This is a genomic window from Nonlabens dokdonensis DSW-6 (assembly GCF_000332115.1).
GTDB classification, from domain to species: Bacteria; Bacteroidota; Bacteroidia; order Flavobacteriales; family Flavobacteriaceae; genus Nonlabens; species Nonlabens dokdonensis.
In genome coordinates this window covers 1,381,723-1,401,104 of the sequence record NC_020156.1, presented here as the reverse complement: position 1 = coordinate 1,401,104, position 19,382 = coordinate 1,381,723, and the positions used below count along the sequence as shown (strand labels likewise).

The 19,382-nt window shown below is 37.2% G+C and carries 17 protein-coding genes and 1 tRNA gene; 9 read left to right on the top strand and 9 right to left on the bottom strand.

The window, feature by feature from the left end:
• Positions 1–100 precede the first annotated feature (100 nt).
• Entirely contained in the window at positions 101–787 is a 687-nt protein-coding gene (locus tag DDD_RS06120; RefSeq protein ID WP_015361918.1) for an SCO family protein, read from the bottom strand.
• A gap of 94 nt (positions 788–881) precedes the next feature.
• Between DDD_RS06120 and DDD_RS06115 the strand changes: the two genes are divergently transcribed.
• The 3 genes from DDD_RS06115 to DDD_RS06105 all read left to right on the top strand — a co-directional run bounded on the left by DDD_RS06115 (position 882) and on the right by DDD_RS06105 (position 4,491).
• Positions 882–2,867 (top strand): M1 family aminopeptidase, encoded by a 1,986-nt coding sequence (locus DDD_RS06115; RefSeq protein WP_015361917.1) that lies wholly within the window; start codon positions 882–884, stop codon positions 2,865–2,867.
• A gap of 102 nt (positions 2,868–2,969) precedes the next feature.
• Entirely contained in the window at positions 2,970–4,310 is a 1,341-nt protein-coding gene (gene rseP / locus DDD_RS06110) for an RIP metalloprotease RseP (protein ID WP_015361916.1), read from the top strand.
• 107 nt (positions 4,311–4,417) lie between these two features.
• Positions 4,418–4,491, top strand: a tRNA-Asn gene (locus tag DDD_RS06105).
• 61 nt (positions 4,492–4,552) lie between these two features.
• Here the strand turns inward: DDD_RS06105 and aat are convergent.
• The 5 genes from aat to DDD_RS06080 all read right to left on the bottom strand — a co-directional run bounded on the left by aat (position 4,553) and on the right by DDD_RS06080 (position 8,063).
• Positions 4,553–5,200 (bottom strand): leucyl/phenylalanyl-tRNA--protein transferase, encoded by a 648-nt coding sequence (gene aat / locus DDD_RS06100; protein WP_015361915.1) that lies wholly within the window; start codon positions 5,198–5,200, stop codon positions 4,553–4,555.
• A gap of 217 nt (positions 5,201–5,417) precedes the next feature.
• The gene (locus DDD_RS06095) at positions 5,418–5,867 is read right to left on the bottom strand and encodes a GNAT family N-acetyltransferase (protein WP_015361914.1); all 450 of its coding nucleotides are present in this window, start codon (positions 5,865–5,867) and stop codon (positions 5,418–5,420) included.
• Positions 5,864–6,406: a hypothetical protein gene (locus tag DDD_RS06090; RefSeq protein WP_015361913.1), complete on the bottom strand. Its 543-nt coding sequence runs from the start codon at positions 6,404–6,406 to the stop codon at positions 5,864–5,866. Before DDD_RS06090 ends, DDD_RS06095 begins: the two co-directional genes overlap by 4 nt.
• A 427-nt stretch (positions 6,407–6,833) precedes the next feature.
• Positions 6,834–7,208, bottom strand: coding sequence for a DUF3127 domain-containing protein (locus tag DDD_RS06085; RefSeq protein WP_015361912.1), 375 nt, complete (start codon positions 7,206–7,208; stop codon positions 6,834–6,836).
• A gap of 3 nt (positions 7,209–7,211) precedes the next feature.
• Positions 7,212–8,063, bottom strand: coding sequence for a flavin reductase family protein (locus DDD_RS06080; protein WP_015361911.1), 852 nt, complete (start codon positions 8,061–8,063; stop codon positions 7,212–7,214).
• A 318-nt stretch (positions 8,064–8,381) separates the two neighbouring features.
• On the opposite strand from DDD_RS06080, the gene DDD_RS06075 reads away from it, so the two are divergent.
• The 5 genes from DDD_RS06075 to DDD_RS17255 all read left to right on the top strand — a co-directional run bounded on the left by DDD_RS06075 (position 8,382) and on the right by DDD_RS17255 (position 16,013).
• Positions 8,382–10,799 (top strand): M28 family peptidase, encoded by a 2,418-nt coding sequence (locus tag DDD_RS06075; protein WP_015361910.1) that lies wholly within the window; start codon positions 8,382–8,384, stop codon positions 10,797–10,799.
• Positions 10,789–11,571: an NAD(P)H-binding protein gene (locus tag DDD_RS06070; protein ID WP_015361909.1), complete on the top strand. Its 783-nt coding sequence runs from the start codon at positions 10,789–10,791 to the stop codon at positions 11,569–11,571. Before DDD_RS06075 ends, DDD_RS06070 begins: the two co-directional genes overlap by 11 nt.
• A 658-nt stretch (positions 11,572–12,229) precedes the next feature.
• Positions 12,230–14,599 (top strand): penicillin-binding protein 1C, encoded by a 2,370-nt coding sequence (gene pbpC, locus DDD_RS06065; RefSeq protein ID WP_015361908.1) that lies wholly within the window; start codon positions 12,230–12,232, stop codon positions 14,597–14,599.
• Between the two features lie 133 nt (positions 14,600–14,732).
• Positions 14,733–15,434, top strand: coding sequence for a hypothetical protein (locus DDD_RS06060; RefSeq protein ID WP_015361907.1), 702 nt, complete (start codon positions 14,733–14,735; stop codon positions 15,432–15,434).
• A gap of 15 nt (positions 15,435–15,449) precedes the next feature.
• Positions 15,450–16,013 carry a porin family protein gene (locus DDD_RS17255; RefSeq protein WP_015361906.1) on the top strand — a complete coding sequence of 188 codons (564 nt, stop codon included), beginning with the start codon at positions 15,450–15,452 and terminating at the stop codon, positions 16,011–16,013.
• A gap of 118 nt (positions 16,014–16,131) precedes the next feature.
• Here the strand turns inward: DDD_RS17255 and DDD_RS06050 are convergent, their stop codons facing one another.
• From DDD_RS06050 to DDD_RS06040, 3 genes are all read right to left on the bottom strand, one after another.
• Complete coding sequence (locus tag DDD_RS06050) at positions 16,132–16,614, bottom strand: YciI family protein (protein WP_015361905.1); 483 nt, start codon at positions 16,612–16,614, stop codon at positions 16,132–16,134.
• Positions 16,611–17,072 carry a CYTH domain-containing protein gene (locus DDD_RS06045; RefSeq protein ID WP_041566980.1) on the bottom strand — a complete coding sequence of 154 codons (462 nt, stop codon included), beginning with the start codon at positions 17,070–17,072 and terminating at the stop codon, positions 16,611–16,613. Before DDD_RS06045 ends, DDD_RS06050 begins: the two co-directional genes overlap by 4 nt.
• Before the next feature lie 476 nt (positions 17,073–17,548).
• Positions 17,549–18,223: an NAD-dependent epimerase/dehydratase family protein gene (locus tag DDD_RS06040; RefSeq protein ID WP_015361903.1), complete on the bottom strand. Its 675-nt coding sequence runs from the start codon at positions 18,221–18,223 to the stop codon at positions 17,549–17,551.
• Positions 18,224–18,279: 56 nt separating this feature from the next.
• Between DDD_RS06040 and dinB the strand changes: the two genes are divergently transcribed.
• Positions 18,280–19,368, top strand: coding sequence for a DNA polymerase IV (gene dinB, locus DDD_RS06035; protein ID WP_041566979.1), 1,089 nt, complete (start codon positions 18,280–18,282; stop codon positions 19,366–19,368).
• Positions 19,369–19,382: the final 14 nt, after the last annotated feature.

The following is a 19,382-nucleotide window of genomic DNA, read 5'->3' as shown; positions in this document are numbered from 1 at the left end:
AATAGAATCGATTAATGCAGCAAAGGTAATTAACCCTATTATAATCTAAGAAAGAAATAAAAAGTTAGCGCTAATACCGATCAATAACCCATTATTAAGATCAATCGCGCTGCCTCTTGTACATATCTTTCAAAATGTAGATATCTTCTATCAGTTTTTCAACATCTTCTGCATCTGTACCATCGTAGGAGCGGCTGCGCAATCTACCTTCTTTGTCTACTAATAAAAAATTTTCTGTATGCACTAGAGCGTATTCACCACCGTATTTATTCTCTTTTGCAGCAAGGTATGATTTGCGAGCAAGATCATAAATTTGCTTGCGATCGCCGGTAACAAGATTCCATTTGTGATCCAGCACACCTTTTTTAACTGCATATTTTTTTAAAACCTCTACAGAGTCTATTTCTGGAGTCACACTGTGGGAAAGAATCAGGATCTCTGGATCATCTTTAAACTCTTCTTGAACCAGCATCATATTCTTTGTCATGACAGGACAAATAGTAGGACAAGTAGTAAAAAAGAAATCTGCTACATAAATTTTACCTGTGTAATCATCTTGCGTTATGGTATCACCATTTTGATTAACTAGTTCAAATGGAGCGATCTTATGGTACTTTTTTACAAAAAGCATAGAGTCATCTACCAGCGATGGATCAAATTCATCTGGTTGTCTTATTGGCAACGTTTTTTCTGGTGTAAGTGCATATTGAAATGATGCCAAAATACCACCACACAAAATAACCATGAACAGAATACGCCATTTGTTTTTATCTAAGAATTGCAGCATTTGTGATACTTTTTTACAAAATTACGACCTAATAATCGGTTGACATTATATTGGTGAAGCTTTCGTAACTTTCCTTACTAAAAATCAGTTCTAAATGAAGCATAATAAATGGGTATTATTTGTGGGTTTTGTTCTCGCTTTCATTGCCCCTTTTAGCAATGAAGTCTATGCTGTGCAACGACACGGTACCAGAGCGGAATCACAACAGTCTCCACCTACACAACCTGGAGTAGACGCCTGTTTATTAAAATCAAGTATCCTACAACCAGAAATGCGCGTCATCAATCAATCTACTGCAAACTATGATTTAAAATACGTACGCTTAGAATTAGACACAGATCCTGATGTAGCGCAAATCTCAGGAACAGTAACCTCTCATTTTGAAGCAGTAGGCGATATCGATGAGGTGATTTTTGAACTTGCTTCTAATATGACAGTCAGCCAGGTAACACAAAGAGGTGTTGCTCTTAATTTCATGAATAACGGAAATGACGAGCTGGTTATAGATCTTCCCTCAATACAAAATAGCGGAGTCTTAGATAGCCTTAGTGTTACATATAGTGGTAATCCTATAGCGAGCGGTTTTGGAAGTTTTGCACAAACCACACACAACAATGCAGGAATTATCTGGACTCTTTCTGAACCTTATGGTGCCAAAGCCTGGTGGCCATGTAAACAAGACCTCAACGATAAAATTGATGTGACTGAGGTCATTTTAAACACACCAGCGGGAAACACTGGAGTTTCTAACGGTCTTTTAATATCTGAGACCTCAACGACGACAGGAAAACGTTACCGATGGATGCACAATTACCCTATTCCAGCATACCTCATCGCTATCGCGGTTACTAACTATGTGAAATATACAGACACCGTAGGTAGTGGCGCAACGGCCTTGCCTATAGATAATTATGTATATCCAGAAGATCTTGTTACCGCGCAGGCAAGTACTGCCGTTACCGTTCCTATCATGAATTTCTTTGAAAGTAGCTTTGGACCCTATCCGTTTAGAAATGAGAAATATGGTCATGCGCAATTCGGTTGGGGCGGCGGCATGGAACATACGACTATTAGCTTTATGGGAGGTTTTAGTCGTGGGCTGATCGCTCACGAGTTAGGACACCAGTGGTTTGGAAATAAAGTAACTTGCGGTAGCTGGCAAGACATATGGCTCAATGAGAGTTTTGCCACCTACCTGACAGGAATGACAGTAGAACATTTGGACGGTGCTGCTACTTTTAAAAACTGGCGCGTAAATGCAAATAATCGGGCAACAACTCCTACTAGCGGTAGTGTTTATGTAGCCGCTCAAGACACATTGAATGTGGGACGCGTTTTTAACGGCAATCTTTCCTATAACAAAGGAGCGATGGTATTGCATATGTTGCGCAAGAAAATAGGTGAGACTAATTTCAATCAAACACTAAGAAACTATCTTGATGATCCGCAACTGGCATTTGATTACGCTGTAACTACCGATTTTAAAGCAATTGCCGAAAGTACAAGTGGCGAGAATTTAACCGAATTTTTTAACGATTGGATCTATGGAGAAGGATATCCAGAACATCAAATAGAATGGAGGCAAGAACCTAACGGCGTGAATATTATTTACCAGCAGTTCACCAGCCATCCTTCGGTGAATTTATTTGAAGTCCAACTTCCCATAAAAATAACTGGCATTAACGGTCAGGAGCAACGCTTTATGTTGGCTATTGATAATAATAACGAGAACTTTAATGTGAGCATTCCGTTTATTGCTGCAACCATTGAGATCGATCCAGATGTGGAGACGATAAGTAAGAATAACAATACTACTTTGGGTACTAGTGACGCTTTCGCGAAAGCGGAATTTCAAATAGCTCCTAATCCTGCACGAGACTATTTTCAAATAACCACTTCAAATATAGAGGTGAATCAAGTCAAAATATTTGATTTAAATGGAAGGATAATTAAGAATTACAAAAGCGAATTACAAAATAATCCAGACCACATTTTGCCGACTCCAGAAATGGGTGGTATATACCTCATTCAACTTAGTACTAACATGGGGATTTTTACGGAGAAGCTTATCGTGTTGTAAATCTCAAAACCTATTATGCAAACTGTCGTGAATGACCTATTTTTGCGGCTCTTAAAATAAAAATATATGCACCCTACGGTTGTTCTAATTATAAATTTCTTAATGAGTCTTTCCTTGCTTATTGTTCTTCATGAGCTGGGCCATTTTATTCCTGCTAGACTTTTTAAAACTCGAGTAGAAAAGTTTTATTTATTCTTTGATATTAAGTACTCTCTTTTCAAAAAGAAAATAGGAGAAACCGTTTACGGTATAGGATGGTTACCGTTAGGAGGATACGTAAAGATCTCTGGAATGATCGATGAAAGCATGGACAAAGAGCAAATGGCTCAAGAGCCTAAAGAATGGGAATTTAGATCTAAGCCAGCATGGCAACGCTTGATTATTATGTTAGGTGGTGTAATTGTGAACGTAGTTCTAGGTTTTGTAATTTACATAGGATTAATTGCCTATAACGGGACTAATGAAGCCAGCGGCGCCGACTTTAAATACGGTTTTGGTTTTCCAGAAACTTTAGAGGAAGTAGGTTTTAGAAAAGGAGATCAAATATTGCTTATCGATCAAGATACTATAGACTTTGCGCCAACATTAAATCAAAAACTCATCTTTAGAGACATTGAAACTGTGACTGTTTTAAGAAACGGTGAGAAAGTAGAAGTAGCGATTCCAGAAGATATAGGTAGTAGAATGTTTGAGGCTGGAGTTTCCACTTCATTAGAAGCTCGAGTACCATTTACTGTAGATTCTGTCGTTGTAGATTCCAAAGCATATAAAATAGGAATAAAAGATGGTTCTAAAATTATCTCTGTAGCTGGATATCCTATTGAATTCAATACAGACTACAGTTATGCGATGAATCATAAGGTGAAGCATGAAGAACCGTTTGAAGTGGTATGGGAATACAACGGCGAGCGTTACAATAAAGAAGTTACTTTTACTACTATTGAAAAGAAGACATTCTTTTTCTTTACCAAAGAAGTGGACGAGCCTAAGGTTTTAGGAATAATCAAAAAACCTACTGAAAAAGGATATGCTAAGGTTACTCGTAAACAATACTCTTTTTCTGAAAGCATTTCTGCAGGTATTTCAAGAGGCTACTGGACTATGCACGATTATATTGTGCAGTTTAAGTATGTGTTTACAGCAAAAGGTGCGAGCCAGTTAGGTGGTTTTGGAACTATTGCAAAGCTATATCCTGATACTTTTGACTGGACAGCATTCTGGGCAACGACGGCTTTTATTTCTTTTATTCTAGCGATTATGAATATCCTGCCTATTCCTGCTTTGGACGGTGGACACGTTATGTTTTTGTTATATGAAATAATCACTGGTCGTAAACCAGGAGATAAATTCTTAGAACGAGCACAAATTATAGGAATAGTAATATTGTTATCACTGATGCTGTATGCTAATGGTAACGACTTATTTAAAGCCCTATTCGGATAATTTCACGCTTTTAAGTAATATTTCTCTCTTAAAAGTTTGCCATAAATAAAAAACGTATTAAATTTGCCATCGCTTAAGCAAATAGCTTGAGTTTGTGTATATCACAGTCCTCTTTAGCTCAGTTGGTTAGAGCATCTGACTGTTAATCAGAGGGTCCTTGGTTCGAGCCCAAGAAGAGGAGCATAATCCCAATCAGTAATGGTTGGGATTTTTTATGCTCGATAATGTTTTAAATTGAACCATTACCTCAAATAACTCAAAAACACCTCTCGATCCATCTCTACGCCACCTAAGCTTGCTAGATGATCGTTATAAACTTGTGCGTCTATAAGATGGTAATCGAGTTGTTGCAGCTTTTCTACCAGATGCATAAAGGCTATTTTACTAGCATCTGTAGCTAGTGAAAACATGCTTTCTCCGCAAAATATTTTTTTATCAGGAACATCAATACCGTATAATCCTCCGACCAATTGATTGTCTTTAAAAACTTCTACACTTTTTGCATGACCTAATTCATGAAGCTTTGAATAGGCATCAAGCATGTCTTCATTGATCCAGGTACCATCTTGATCGTTGCGTTTTACCGTGCCGCAATGTTTCATAACATCAGTAAAACAAGTATTTTCTCTTATTTCGTAGCCGCGATTGCGTTTACTTTGTCTCATAGACTTCGTAATACGCATAGGTCTCTCAGATTTTAAGTCAAAAACCATTCGAGGATCTGGGCTCCACCAGCAAATAGGCTCGCCATCATTATACCAAGGGAAATAGCCTGAATGATAAGCAAGTAACAGTCGTTCTATGCTTAAATCACCACCTATTGCAGCAAGTCCATGATCTGGAGCAACAATAGGATCAGGAAAAAATAAAGACTCGTCAAGTAAATACAAGAGAAATAGTGAATTATGTTTGGAAAAGCCCTCAAAATTAACAATATTTGAATGGTCTTCAAATTTAAATTTATTTCATCATTGCTTTTTTTTTGAGTTTGTTTGAGGACCAACCTATTGAAAACGAAAATCCCGATCTTGAGAAAGTCGGGATTTTTTATGATTCAAATTTTTAGTAATTTAAGGGTGCGGACTTAAGTCCACATCTTTAAGTACGTTATAACTCCTTAGCATAACACCTGCTATTCTCCACATTCAAATACTGTCCATAACAAGGAATCAATTTGTAGCTATTTTTCTCGTAAAGAGCAATCGCTTCAGTTTGGCGTATTCCAGTTTCTAAAACACACTTTTTATAACCCAACTCTTGAGACCAGCTTTCTAGTTCTGTAAGAATTTGTGATGCTATTCCTTTACCTCGATAATCAACTAAAGTAAACATGCGTTTCACTTCCATAGTTTCTTTATCAAATGGTCGTAGTGCGCCACAACCTACAGCAACATCATTTAGATAGGCAACTATTACGTGCTGTAATCCTTCAATTTTATTAAACTGGTTATAGAAATCATGCTCATCACCATCCGTCACAGCTAGAAAGGCATCGAGATCTTTTACCAGTTGCTGGAAATCATTATTTTTTGATGTGGTGCGTTTGAGAATTATCACAAAGAGTTTGATTTATATTTTATCTTTAGTTTTACTTGATATATTATTCCTATCATTAAACCTATCAGCCCACCAGCATAACTAGAAGTATGCATAGTGCCTACCGTTAAAAACGCTTTTCTATCTATTACTGATTCAGGAATGAGCCATTGAGTGTTGAACTCTGATATTACAAACCATCCTAAAACAATACCTAGAAGACCTAAACAAATTGCAAAAATAAAAGTTCGAATGATTGCTCCAAAAACACTTTTCCAGAACATCTCTTTAGGTTGAATGAGACCAACTAAACCTTGAATAAGTCCGCCAAATAAACCAGTCCACCATGTCGATAAAATTCCAACAACAGCTGCATTCATCCTATCAGAACCTAAACCATACTCATTTAATCCAAATTGCTGGAATTTTAATTTCGTAAAATACTCAGGAGAGATAGAATATGAAATTTGATCATGTAGTGCACCATATAAAGCAGCCGTCATTATAGCTAATAGCGTAAAAATAATAATGATGAAAGCTCTTTTAATTATTTTAGGCATAGGTTTTAAAAACTACTTTTAACTTCAAAATTAAGTTTTCGATAAGATTTTGACAATGCCAACAAAAATAGTTGGCATGTCAAATCTATAAGCTTTTTTAAAATAATTTACAGTATCAATGTGACCATCAAAAGTCGCAATCGCTTACTAAAAAAAAATATCAAAATGCTTTTAATCATTCATAGGTGCGGACTTAAGTCCGTACCTATGAATGATGTAAATATAAAAAGCAGCAAGTAAACCTGCTGCTTTTATCAATTGCTTGTGTCATACTGAGCTTTGCTTGTACTAAGTTTATCGAAGTATCGAAGTATCGAAGTGCGACTTGAATCAAGCTATTTAGGTTCTAAATACGGTCTTCGACTGGCTTGTGCTGAGTTTATCGAAGTGCTCAGACTGACATTCAGATTTCAAATATCAACTCCTTCTAAAAAGGCAAATCATCATGATCTTCATTCTTTGAGTTTTGAACTGGTTCGTACTCATCAAATGGTGGTACTTCTGGAGCACCAGCTGGTGCGATTGCACCTACTTTTTCAATTCTCCATCCTACGATAGAGTTGAAATATTTTACCTCATTTTGTGGGCTGGTCCATTCTCTACCTCTTAAGTTGATTCCTACTTTCACCGAATCACCTACTTGAAAAGCATCTAATAAACTAGCCTTGTCTTGTAAAAACTCTAAGTTTAAATGTTGTGGATATTGTTCTTCAGTCGTTACAACTAAATCTCTTTTTTGAAAACCGCTTGCCCCAAAGGACTTTGTTTCACCGATTACTTTAATTTTTCCTTGTACTTCCATAGTCTATAATAATAAATAATTCCACGCATTAAGGATTTCTCCCTTTGCGATGAGCTCTTTGGCTCCGTTATGTTTATCTGTTGTAGAGAGGTTGAATAATTGTTCCGCTTTCGCGAAAGCTAACACTTCTTCCTTCTCCGGGATCTTTTCAATATTTCCTAGTTTACCAAGATCATTTCCTGTAAGTATATCGCTATTTCTAGCATGTTCTGGTAAGGCATCAACGCCTACACCTAAAGTAGATAGCGGTTTTGCTACCTCAAACATTGCATCTTTAGAACGACAATACCAGTTGCCACCCATTCTTGCTACCGTATCGATCTTAAAAGGATCAATCTTATGATCGGCATCAAGAACGTCGTCATTTACATGCACCATAACCACTTCACAAATGATGAGGTTACCAGCGCCACCTTCCTGGCCTAGTTCTACAATTTCTTTTACTTTACACTCAAACTGCACCGGACTTTCACCTACTCGCGGCGGTACGACGATATCACTTTTTACCGCGGTAAGACCAGCTTTTTCAAACTCATTCACACCTTCAGCATACTCTGTACTAGACAACGACATTTGTTGAACGATATCGTAATTTACAATATTGATCACCACTTCTCCAGTAGCTTTTGCATTGAGCAAAGTATGTTTTACGGTATTGTTTCTCACACGTCGCGCAGGAGAAAATATCATCACTGGAGGATTTGCACTAAACACATTAAAAAACGAGTATGGCGATAAATTTACCTTTCCATTCTCGTCCACTGTACTTGCAAAAGCAATAGGACGCGGCTGTACTGCTCCTAGCATAATACTATGAAGTTGAGCCGTTTCTATGTCTTTTGGATTGAGTTTCAAATCGTTTTTTTTGTAAGTTACAAAGGTAAGATTTTAATTGAGAAGTTGAGAATGGTGGTATTGTTAAATAAGGAATGATTATTCCGCACTCGATGCGGAATCTGTTATAACTTTTTAAAAAAGGCTTGTTTTCCCTTTTAAGAATATGTCCGTTGGACAATGGTCAATCAGATCAAGAGCGAATCGAATCACGACAATTTTCCCCTTTGGGGAAATGTCCGCAGGACAATGGGGCTTGCCAGTTCAATCTAAATGTAATTAAAATAGCACTTTCTCCTTTTTTCCTTAACTTTCCCATCTCCCATAAAACCTCCAAACATGAGACCTAAATCTCACATTTCTTCTGCAGCCTCTTTTCTAGTTTTAATAGCAATGATTTGGTACGCATTCCATAGTCAGACACCTTCTTCTGATGTGAAAGATAATTTACCAGAAACAGAATGGTCTACTGCTCGTGCATTAGAACATGTAAAAGCCATGTCTTTAAAACCTCATTATGTAGGAAGCAATGCGCATAACGAAGTAAGAGATTATGTCATAGATGAGCTCAAAAAAATGGGATTGAGTGTCACCACTCAAAAAGGCTACGACATCAGCTGGAATGCAAACATGTCACAACCAGAAAATATTCTCGCTCGCATTAAAGGTTCTGAACCAGGAAATAAAGCATTGATTTTGTTGACTCATTACGATAGCGATCCACATTCTAGTAAAGGAGCCAGCGATGCAGGTAGTGGTGTAGCAACTATTCTAGAAGGAGTAAGAGCTTTTCTTGCTGCAAACAAAACTCCAAAAAACGATATAATTATTTGCATTACAGATGGTGAGGAATTAGGATTAAATGGCGCCAGCCTTTTTGTAAATAAACACCCTTGGGCAAAAAACATAGGTTTTGTACTCAATTTTGAAGCTCGTGGTAGCGGTGGTCCTAGTTATGTTCTGGTAGAAACTAATGGTGGTAATCGCAAAATCATGGAAGAGTTTATGGCGGCTGGAACAGATTATCCTGTGGCAAATTCGCTCGCTTATAGCATCTACCAAATGATCCCAAATGATACCGACCTAACTATTTTTAGAGAAGATGGTGATATCAACGGTCTCAACTTTGCTTTTATAGGAGATCATTTTGATTACCATACAGAGCTGGATTCTTATGAAAGACTTGACCGTAATACGCTTGCACATCAAGGTTCTTATTTAATGCCGTTATTGAATCATTTTAGCGATCTTGACATGACAGATCGTGTGATGGTAGCTCAAGGTGATGACCTGGTTTACTTTCCGTTACCTATTGTAAAAATGGTTAGTTTTCCATTCAGTTGGCTAGCAGCCATGATCATAGTTAGTGGTATATTTCTTTTGTTTTTGATCATTTTAGGAATCCGTAAAAGACGTATTACTGCAAAACATTTATTCGGTGGTTTTATTCCATTCCTTGGTAGTTTAGTTATCGGTTTTTTATTGAGCAAATATGGTTGGGAAGGCATCCGGTCTGGTAGCTTTTACATAGATCAGCTGCACGGTTTTCCTTATAACGGTTACTGGCTTCTTGCAGCATCTGCATTTGCAGCTGTCACCATTTGTTTTTTCTTATATCATAAATATTACCATCGCGATCGCATTGCTAGTTTGAGTGTTGCGCCTTTGATCTTGTTATGGGTCATTAGTGTGGCGATAGCCTTTCCAGTAGGCGATGGCGGTTTAATTCCCGATGTTTATTTAGGCGGCGCAGGTTTCTTTTTGATTCCGTTATTTGCTGGATTAATTATGTTGTGGCTCAATATTTATCAAAAACGACCTAGTTATATTCTGTTATTACTCCTTGCTGTTCCTGCGATTTTTGTTTTCGCTCCATTTATTAAAGCTTTTCCAGTGGCTTTGGGAATGAGTATTCTTTTCGTTGCTGCTGTTTTAAGTACGCTTTTATTTGGATTACTGATTCCAATTTTAGGACATTACCGCAAGAAAGGATTGCTGGCTTTTGGTTCTTTATTGGTTACCATAGTTTGTTTGTGTTTCGCTTTCGCGAAAGCGGAATTCTCACAAACCCAACCCAAACCTACCAGCTTGATCTACGTTCAAAATCAAGACAACCAGACTGCACAATGGGCAACCTACGATCGTGCATTGTCAGATTGGACCAAGGAAAAACTGGGCGAAAAACCACAACTTGCCAAAGAATTAAATGCCAACTCCATAGATTCAAAATACGGAACAGGATTCACTTACGCGGCAAAAACCATCTATCAAGATTTACCAGAAGTAGCTCTGGAATTAGTTGGAGATTCTACAGTAAATGATTTACGTACAGTTAGGTTTAAGATCTCCAGTGTGAGCGATGTGCATAGATACGAAGTTTTTGCAGATTCTAAATATCAATTTGAAAAAGCAATGGTAAACGGATTAGAAATCGAGCCTAGCGGTAAATCTAAAAAACCCTTTGCAAACCGATGGGGCAACCGATTTTTGAGTTATTATGTAAAGGAAAATGCACCATTAGAACTAGAACTGACCTTTAACGCAGATACGGAACCTGAAATTATCATTTATGCAGCGTCATTTGATTTACTAGAACAAGAACAATTTAATGTGTCACAACGACCGCTAGACCAGATGTCGATGCCTTTTGTGTTAAATGATGCAGTATTGAGAAAACGAACTGTAAAGCTTTCAAGAGACTTCAAGCAACCTAATGATGACGTAACCTACGAATTAGTTGAGCCAAATGCAGAGTAAGAAAACAATCGGTATCTTAGGTTGTGGCTGGTTAGGTTATGACCTTGCGTTAAAGTTACATGAGCAAAATTATCAGGTAAGAGGCACATCTCGATCCCAAGAAAAATTAGATCAGCTTAGGCAAAATGGTATTCAAGCTTTTGAAATAGATCTTACTGAAGATAAAATCTATGGCGATTTACAAAGTTTTCTAGAACATCTGGATAAACTCGTTATTGATATCCCACCAGGATTGCGCAAGAATCCAGAGAGTGATTTTGCTTATCGCATGAGAATGTTGATGCGATTTGTACAGGTTTATGAAATACCTCATGTCATTTTTATTTCTTCCACTTCTGTTTTTGAAGATCGAGAAGACATTCCATCTTATGACGAACATTCTATTCCTAACGCTACCAGCAATAGTGGTAAAAAAATCATCGCAGCCGAAGAAGGAATTCAAAAGATGGCACAAAAATCCACGATCGTTAGACCATGCGGTTTGATAGGAGAAGATCGTCATCCTATTAAAATGCTAGCTGGTAAAAGCGGAATCAAAAACTCAGACGCTCCGGTAAATCTAGTTACTCGAGATCATGTGAATTCTTTAATCATTAAAGTAATTGTTGGTGAGCTCGATGCTCCTGTGATTCATGCCATCAGTGAACCTCACGCTAGCCGTGAAGTTTATTATCAAAAAACCGCAGAAGAATTTGGGCTAGAAAAGCCGGTTTTTAAGAAAGAAGAAAGTAGTGTTGGGAAGAGAATAGTTTCAACTATTTCATCATCATAAGAGGCGGAATTTATTCCGCCTCTTATAATAAAGGAAGCTTTTTAAATTGTTTTTCCCTTGAGGGAAACGTCCGCAGGACAAAGGGTGTTTACGGTATTTATTTTTAAATAGGGACCTTTCCTTGAAAATAAGGAAAGGAGTTCTAGTTGTTTGATTTTATAGAGATTTGACATGCCAACTATTTGTGTTGGCATTGTCTAAATCTGTTCTTGATGATTGAATGGATCAAAACAAAAAATTCAAAGCAATAACCAGCACGGCAACCTTTCCGACCCAACTTCCGCAAGCTCCAATTTGCCCACCTTTCCTTGAAAGTAAGGAAAGGAGCTTTGGTTATTTGATTTTATAGAGATTTGACATGCCAACTATTTGTGACGGCATTGTCTAAATCTTTTCTTGATGATTGAACTGGTCTAGATTCTTGAAATAAAAAAACTGCACCGCATAAAACCCTTTTCGTTTGTCGCTGTCGCTTCCAAATCTCTTTCCCTTCATCTGATGGGAAATTCTTTTATTTGTGTTGGCATTGTCTAAATCTGTTCTTGATATTTATATCAACCCTATTCTTTCATAAGTGGCGGAATTAATTCCGCCCCTTATGATGAAATATTTGGAGGTTTTCACGTTCTTTAAACTATCAATGTTCTCAAAATAATCTTTGAAAAAATTTCTTTTTAAACATAAGATCAAACTCAGCGTCTTAACGGTTCTACTCGTTTGGTATGTGGTATGTTTACCAGAAAAACTATTTGATGTTCCTTATTCTACAGTAATAGAAAGTAAGGATGGCAGGCTGCTCGATGCACATATTGCTAGAGATGAACAGTGGCGTTTCCCTGCAGTAGACTCTGTTCCTTACCGGTACAAACAAAGTCTGTTGCAATATGAAGATGCACATTTTTACAGTCATCCAGGATTCAATCCAGTTTCTATAGGGAAAGCCCTGGCAGATAATATTTCGGCTGGGAAAGTAGTACGTGGTGGAAGTACGATTACACAACAAGTGATCCGGCTAGCGCGTAAGAAAGAACGTAAATACTACGAGAAATTTATAGAGCTGATTTGGGCGACACGATTGGAGTTTCGGCTTTCTAAAGAAGAGATTCTTGAACTCTATGCCAGTCATGCTCCTTATGGTGGTAATGTTATTGGTCTGGATATGGCGGCGTGGCGTTATTTTGGTAGAAAACCTCACGAATTAAGTTGGGCAGAAAGTGCTACGCTTGCCGTTTTACCTAATGCGCCAGGATTGGTCTATCCTGGAAAACGAGAAAGTCTACTTAAAGAAAAACGTGATCAAGTCTTACTCAAATTAAAAGAAGAAAACATTATTACAGAAATGGATTACGAACTCGCTATTTCTGAAAACGTGCCGACTCAAGATTTTAGAGTACCGCAACTGGCGCCACATTTATTACAAAGAGCTAACAAGGAATACGGTACCAAAAAACTACGCACCAGTATTGATTATGAGATGCAAGAAACGGTGAATCGTATTGTAAAAAATCATCATAGAATCTTGCAGCAAAACGGTGTGAACAACCTTGCCATGCTGGTTCTGGACGTAGAATCCCAAACCGTTGCCGCTTACGTAGGAAACGCACCTACTACTAGAGAACATAGTAAAGATGTAGATATTATCACTGCACCGCGGTCTACAGGCAGTGTTCTAAAGCCTTTCTTATATGCTGCGATGCTGGAAGATGGAGAATTGTTGCCGCACAGTCTTGTAAAAGATACGCCTACCATAATTGACGGATTTTCTACAGAAAATTATGATAAGAAATACACAGGAGCAATTCCTGCATCGCAAGCTTTATCCAGGTCTTTAAATGTTCCTGCGGTGCGACTGCTACGAGAACATACGGTACCACGATTTTATAATAAGTTACAAGATCTAAAACTTTCTCATCTTAATCGCGGCGCAGGAACTTACGGATTGAGTTTGATAATTGGCGGTGGCGAGAGCAGCCTTTGGGACATGAGCCGCGCCTATTTAGGAATGGCTAAAACCTTAGAACTTTACACAGACAACAGCAGTCAGTACGATCCGGAGATTATGAATAGGTTGAGTTATCTCGATAATAGTGTGGATCTCGCTTTCGCGAAAGCGGAACAACCATCAAACAATAAAGAAATAAGCTGGTCTTTAGAACCATCCATCTATGGTGCAGGAAGCATTTACCACACATTTGAAGCGATGAAAAAGGTAAACCGACCAGAAGGCGAGGAAATCTGGCACTTCTTTAATCCTGATAGAGAAATCGCCTGGAAAACAGGAACGAGTTTTGGAAATCGAGATGCATGGGCGATAGGCGTTACACCAAAATACATCATAGGCGTCTGGACAGGAAATGCCGACGGAGAAGGACGTGCAGAAATGACTGGAATAGACAGCGCAGCACCGGTACTTTTTGATTTATTCAATCGATTGCCCGCACAACAATGGTTTGCGCCACCTTATGACGATATGCTAGAAGTACAAACTTGTAAGCAGTCTGGTTATCTCGCCACGCCATTATGTGAAGCTATCAACCAATATATTCCTGTCGTAGGTGAGAAATATGCGTCGTGTCCGTACCATAAAGCCATTAATCTAGACGCTACAAAAACCTATCAAGTAAATGCCGACTGCGAGCCAGCATCACAAATAATTACACAGTCGTGGTTTACTTTGCCGCCAGTGATGTCCTACTATTATTCAAGAGCCAACCCTAGTTACCAACCATTACCAGATTACAGAGCAGATTGTGTGCCTTACACAGATGATGTAATGCGTTTTATAAAACCAAAACACAATACTACAATTACTTTAACTAAAAATGTGGAAGGCGAGTTGAACAGCGCCATTTTTGAAATCGCTCATAAAAAAAGTGATACAGAAGTTTATTGGTATATGGATGATGAGTTTTTAGGAGCTACCAAGAATTTTCATGAACTAGCCATTTCTGGTAAAAAAGGAAAACGATTAATTACTGCAGTTGATGAAGATGGTAATGATGTGCGGATTTATGTGATTTTTGAGTGAATTGTTTTATCCATTTTCAGATTGTGTTAACATAACTTTTTTTAGTACTAATTATAGTTAAAGTTATAGAATGATGCATTTTCTTATTGGTTAGTTATCGTATGTTTATAATAGCTAACCAACTCATTATAAAATGAAAAAGAACCTATTATTTCTCACTCTTATTGTTTTTTTAATTTCTCCTATTTCTATTTTTTCTCAAGAAGAAAAGCACTGGACTAGTGATCTAAACATCAAAGTAGGTTATGGAAACAATTTTGGCTACAAAACAGATTTAAATGTTACAGGCTTTGAATATTTCACACCTACAAACGGAACCTTTAGAGTAGGTTTAGGAAAGGACTTTGAGTTTTCTGAAAAATGGACCTTACAAGCAGCTCTAGAATTGGATTGGATCAGAAGTGTTAATGAATATAGAGCAGAACCATCAGCAACAGGATTTGATAGAACAGTAGGTGTTGGTTCTCAATTTAGTTCTAACAGTGATTTACAGTACACAATTTCGTTGCCATTTAATTATCATCTTGTCAATAAAAATAATAGTCAGTTAGGAGTCGCATTTGGTCCCGAGTTGAATTTTAATTTTCAAAAAGTATTTGAAGGTGGTGGTTTTGGACTAGGAGATTCTGTTTTGAGGTACGACGAGGTAGAATTTGACAATACAGTTTTTAGACCATCAGCATTACTCGCTGTAAGTTATAAAACTAGGTTTGGTAATTTACCAGTAAGGGCACAAGCTTTTTTCTCTTATAGTTTAACAAATCAATACAGTGGTACGTATCAATATGAAAATGTTTTTAACGGAGAATCACAACGAGGTGATTTTGAAATGTAAGGTCATCGAGCAGGATTGTCAGTAGCTTTCTTCCCTTTTAACAATGGAGATCCAAATAAAAAAGAACAAAAGATCAACGAAACGAGAATTAAAAAGGAAAGAAACAATGAAGTTGGTTCTAGCCGTTTTGGTTTTAAAGCTGGAGTTAATTTCTCTGATGTTCCAGCAACAGATATCGAAACACAAGAAGATTCTGGATATGCTGGTACTGCCCCTTATGGTAGCTTTTTTATAGACACTAAAATCGCTAGTAAATGGAGTATTCAAAATGAATTGACTTTTTCTTTTACAGATGTGTATACTTATGTTGAATCACCAGTGCTTTTAAAAAGACGTTTTAGTGAAAAATGGTCTGCTTTTGCTGGACCCAACTTGATGTACGTTTTTGATTATGCTGATTCCGTTGACAAGAACTTTGGAATCGGATTGGACTTCGGTTTACAATATGATTTACCAAAAGACTTTTTTATAGAAGCGAGATACGGTGTAGGTTTTACGGAACATTTCAATGAAAACTTCTTTGGGCTAGAAAATGCAAAACGCAACGTACTGAGAATCGGTGTAGGAATAAAGTTTTAAATTTATTTTGTTTTGAGTTCCAGTTCAGGAATAAACAAACCTAATTAGAAATTATAATGCTTATCAAAGTAAATAATAAAAGGAAAAAGAATTTCAGTTTTTTATTTTATTAAAATATCTATCGCAATTGTCCTCCTTTTTGTGTCCACCAACCTGTCGTTTTTACTTTCAAAGCACCACTTTTTACAAATGGATCTAACCTAGCGAGACTATCTGCAATAGCAATATTTTTAGTATTGTAGACTACTATTCCGCGCCATTCATTGCCATTATTCATGGGGCCAATTAAACTAGCGTAGCCTTCATCATACATTCTAGACAGGTGTTTTAAATGTTCCTTTTGTAAACGATCACGTTCTACTTTAGGAATAGAGTCATTATCACCAGATAAAAGCTGCACCATAAAATATTCTTGCATTAGAAATTCAGTGTCGTCTTCACTATAAACAAAAACGTTATAACCTAATTGTTTCAATGAGTCTGCCTGTGCTGTTATATCTATTTTTTCAGTAATAATTGTATCATCTTTTACAGGTTTATTTAATTCATTGTTACAAGAAATAAATAAAAAAGAAAGCAAGATTAAAGATAGTTGTTTCATAAGGCGTAAGGGTTTTTGCTTAAGTAAGAATTATAATAACGTTTATCTCCTGTTACTTCTTGACCGATCCAATCTGGTTTTGAGAAGGTTTCTGTTTCTGATTGTAGTTCAATTTCGGCCAGGTTAAGGCCGTTGTTTTCTCCGTGAAAAATATCTATTTCCCAAGTATGTTGTCCTATTTGAATTTCATATCTGGTTTTATCGATCACACCTGGTAAACAGAGTTGTAGAAGTTTCTCAGCTTCTTGAGTAGTAATTTCTTTTTCCCATTCATAACGAGACAGGCCGCTGTCGTTTGATTTTCCTTTTATGGTTAAGAAACCTTGATCACCTTTTACTCGTACGCGAACGGTTCTTTCAGGATCAGTAGATAGATAACCTTGCGTGATGCGTTTTCCTGTTTTGTCTTTTAGGAAATCGGTTGTTTTGAGAAGGAATTTACGTTCTATTTCTGTCATGGTTGCAAGGTAAGATTTTGAATGGATTGTCATCTCAGAAAATTTAGCGTTTCATAATTTTAATAAGTACAAGCGGTTTATTCCAAATTTATCTGGGATCTGTTGGTCGAATGTTTGAGTCAATTAGATTTGTTTTTAACATCGTATCGATCCTTTCCGACCAAAGCTCTCTACCGTTCGCTTTGCCCACCTTTCCTTTGCCAAGGAAAGGAGTTTATGAGTGTTTCATTTGATAAAGTTTTTGAGATTTGACATGCCAACTATTTGTGTTGGCATTGTTTAAATATGTTCGGGAAGTTATTTATAAAAAAGATTCTGATATTATTCAAGCACCACACCGATCCTTTCCGACCAAAGCTCTCTACCGTTCGCTTTGCCCACCTTTCCTTTGCCAAGGAAAGGAGTTTTTAAATTTTAATAGCACTATTAAAAGAACTAGCTACTAAAGTTTTGAGTCAGCAAAAAACGAATTCTGACTACTGAGACTTAAAACTGCGACTGGCTACTGTTTTTAACTCATCACTTTCAATTCTTACTTTCTCATATCCATTTACAGCTATATAAATCATCGCTTGTGCAATGGTTTCTGGCTCTATAGTACGGTATTTTTTCAGAAATCCTATTAGTAATGGATCGATAAGTTTTTGAAATTTTTTCCAAGCACTTTCAAAGGTTCTCTTTTCCTCTCGATCACCACCTATTAAAGCTGGCTGTACAAAATAGGATTCAGAAAAGCCTAATGCTTCTATGTCTCGTTCCATTGCTCCTTTGCCACGATTGTATATAAAGCGGCTATCTGGATTGGCACCTAATGCAGAGATGGCAACTACTTTTTCTACCCCATTTTTTAAAGCCACTTCAGCAACTTGTAGCGGTAAATCGTGTTCAATTTTATAATAGGTTTCTTTATCAGGTGTTTTGGCTTGCGTCGTTCCTGTACAAATAAATAAATGATCGCCTTTTAATTGCTCTTGATAGGTTGTAGGATCAAATAAATCAGCTAGGTGATTTTTATGTTTTGGGTGATTGTTTTCAATTCGCTTTCGCGAAAGCGTAACTACCTTATCATATCTAGAATCTTCTAATAACTGATCTAGTAGAACTCCACCGGTTAAACCTGTTGCGCCAATTATAATTGCTGTAAAACCCATTTGAGAAGTATGTTAATGTGTATCGTTTTCTTTGTGAAAGGTAGTAATTTTGAGTTATGCACGAACTGGCAGACAGAAAAATTATACATGTAGATATGGATGCGTTTTATGCATCTGTAGAGCAGCATGATGATCCAGACTTGCGCGGTAAACCAATTGCTGTAGGTGGCGGCAGTGATCGTGGTGTTGTGGCAGCGGCTAGTTATGAAGCACGTAAATATGGCGTGCGTAGTGCGATGCCTAGCGTCACGGCAAAACGTTTGTGTCCAGATCTCATCTTTGTCAAGTCCAGATTTGATAGGTACCGAGAGGTATCTGCGCAGATAAGAGAGATTTTTCATGATTATACAGATCTTGTAGAGCCGCTTTCCTTAGATGAAGCTTATCTAGACGTAACAGAGAATAAGTATGATTTCCCCAGCGCAACGATTATTGCATATGAAATAAGAAGGCGCATTTACGAGACTACAGGAATTACTGCCAGTGCAGGAATATCAGTCAATAAATTTATTGCCAAAATAGCTAGCGATTACAACAAACCTAACGGCCAGAAAACAATCGTGCCCGAAGAAATTATTGAGTTTTTAGAAGAGCTAGAAATCCGCAAATTTCATGGCATAGGAAAAGTTACTGCAGAGAAAATGTACCAATTTGGCATTTTTACAGGAAAGGATCTCAAAAGAAAGTCTCTAGAATTTTTAGTAGAGAATTTTGGTAAGAGTGGTAGTCATTATTATAAAATAGTGAGAGGTATTCATAAAAGTCCTGTAAAACCAGATCGAATTAGAAAATCACTAGGTGCAGAACGAACTTTTTCTGAGAATATATCGAGCGAAGTTTTCATGAAAGAGCGATTGATTCAAATTGCTGAAGAGATTGAAAAACGCATTGCAAAATCTGATGTATCTGGTAAAACAGTCACGCTTAAGATCAAATATCGAGACTTTAAAACTCAGACTAGGAGTAAAACATTGCCGTATTTCATACGCGATAAGCAGACAATTTTAAATACTGCAATAGAGCTTATGGAGCAAGAAAGTTTTCGCGAAAGCGTACGCCTACTGGGCATTACACTTAGTAATTTAAATACTGGAAAAGAGGAAGAAGAAGATTTTGTTGAAGTTCAGTTAGGATTTTCGTTCTAAAAGTTTAACGATCT

Bases quoted from the DNA above. Each gene is read 5' to 3' on its own strand.
- DDD_RS06120 (WP_015361918.1), bottom strand. From the start codon at position 787: ATGCTGCAATTCTTAGATAAAAACAAATGGCGTATTCTGTTCATGGTT.
- DDD_RS06115 (WP_015361917.1), top strand. From the start codon at position 882: ATGAAGCATAATAAATGGGTATTATTTGTGGGTTTTGTTCTCGCTTTC.
- rseP (WP_015361916.1), top strand. From the start codon at position 2,970: ATGAGTCTTTCCTTGCTTATTGTTCTTCATGAGCTGGGCCATTTTATT.
- DDD_RS06090 (WP_015361913.1), bottom strand. From the start codon at position 6,406: ATGCCTAAAATAATTAAAAGAGCTTTCATCATTATTATTTTTACGCTA.
- DDD_RS06085 (WP_015361912.1), bottom strand. From the start codon at position 7,208: ATGGAAGTACAAGGAAAAATTAAAGTAATCGGTGAAACAAAGTCCTTT.
- DDD_RS06075 (WP_015361910.1), top strand. From the start codon at position 8,382: ATGAGACCTAAATCTCACATTTCTTCTGCAGCCTCTTTTCTAGTTTTA.
- DDD_RS06070 (WP_015361909.1), top strand. From the start codon at position 10,789: ATGCAGAGTAAGAAAACAATCGGTATCTTAGGTTGTGGCTGGTTAGGT.
- DDD_RS06060 (WP_015361907.1), top strand. From the start codon at position 14,733: ATGAAAAAGAACCTATTATTTCTCACTCTTATTGTTTTTTTAATTTCT.
- DDD_RS06050 (WP_015361905.1), bottom strand. From the start codon at position 16,614: ATGAAACAACTATCTTTAATCTTGCTTTCTTTTTTATTTATTTCTTGT.
- DDD_RS06045 (WP_041566980.1), bottom strand. From the start codon at position 17,072: ATGACAGAAATAGAACGTAAATTCCTTCTCAAAACAACCGATTTCCTA.
- DDD_RS06040 (WP_015361903.1), bottom strand. From the start codon at position 18,223: ATGGGTTTTACAGCAATTATAATTGGCGCAACAGGTTTAACCGGTGGA.
- dinB (WP_041566979.1), top strand. From the start codon at position 18,280: ATGCACGAACTGGCAGACAGAAAAATTATACATGTAGATATGGATGCG.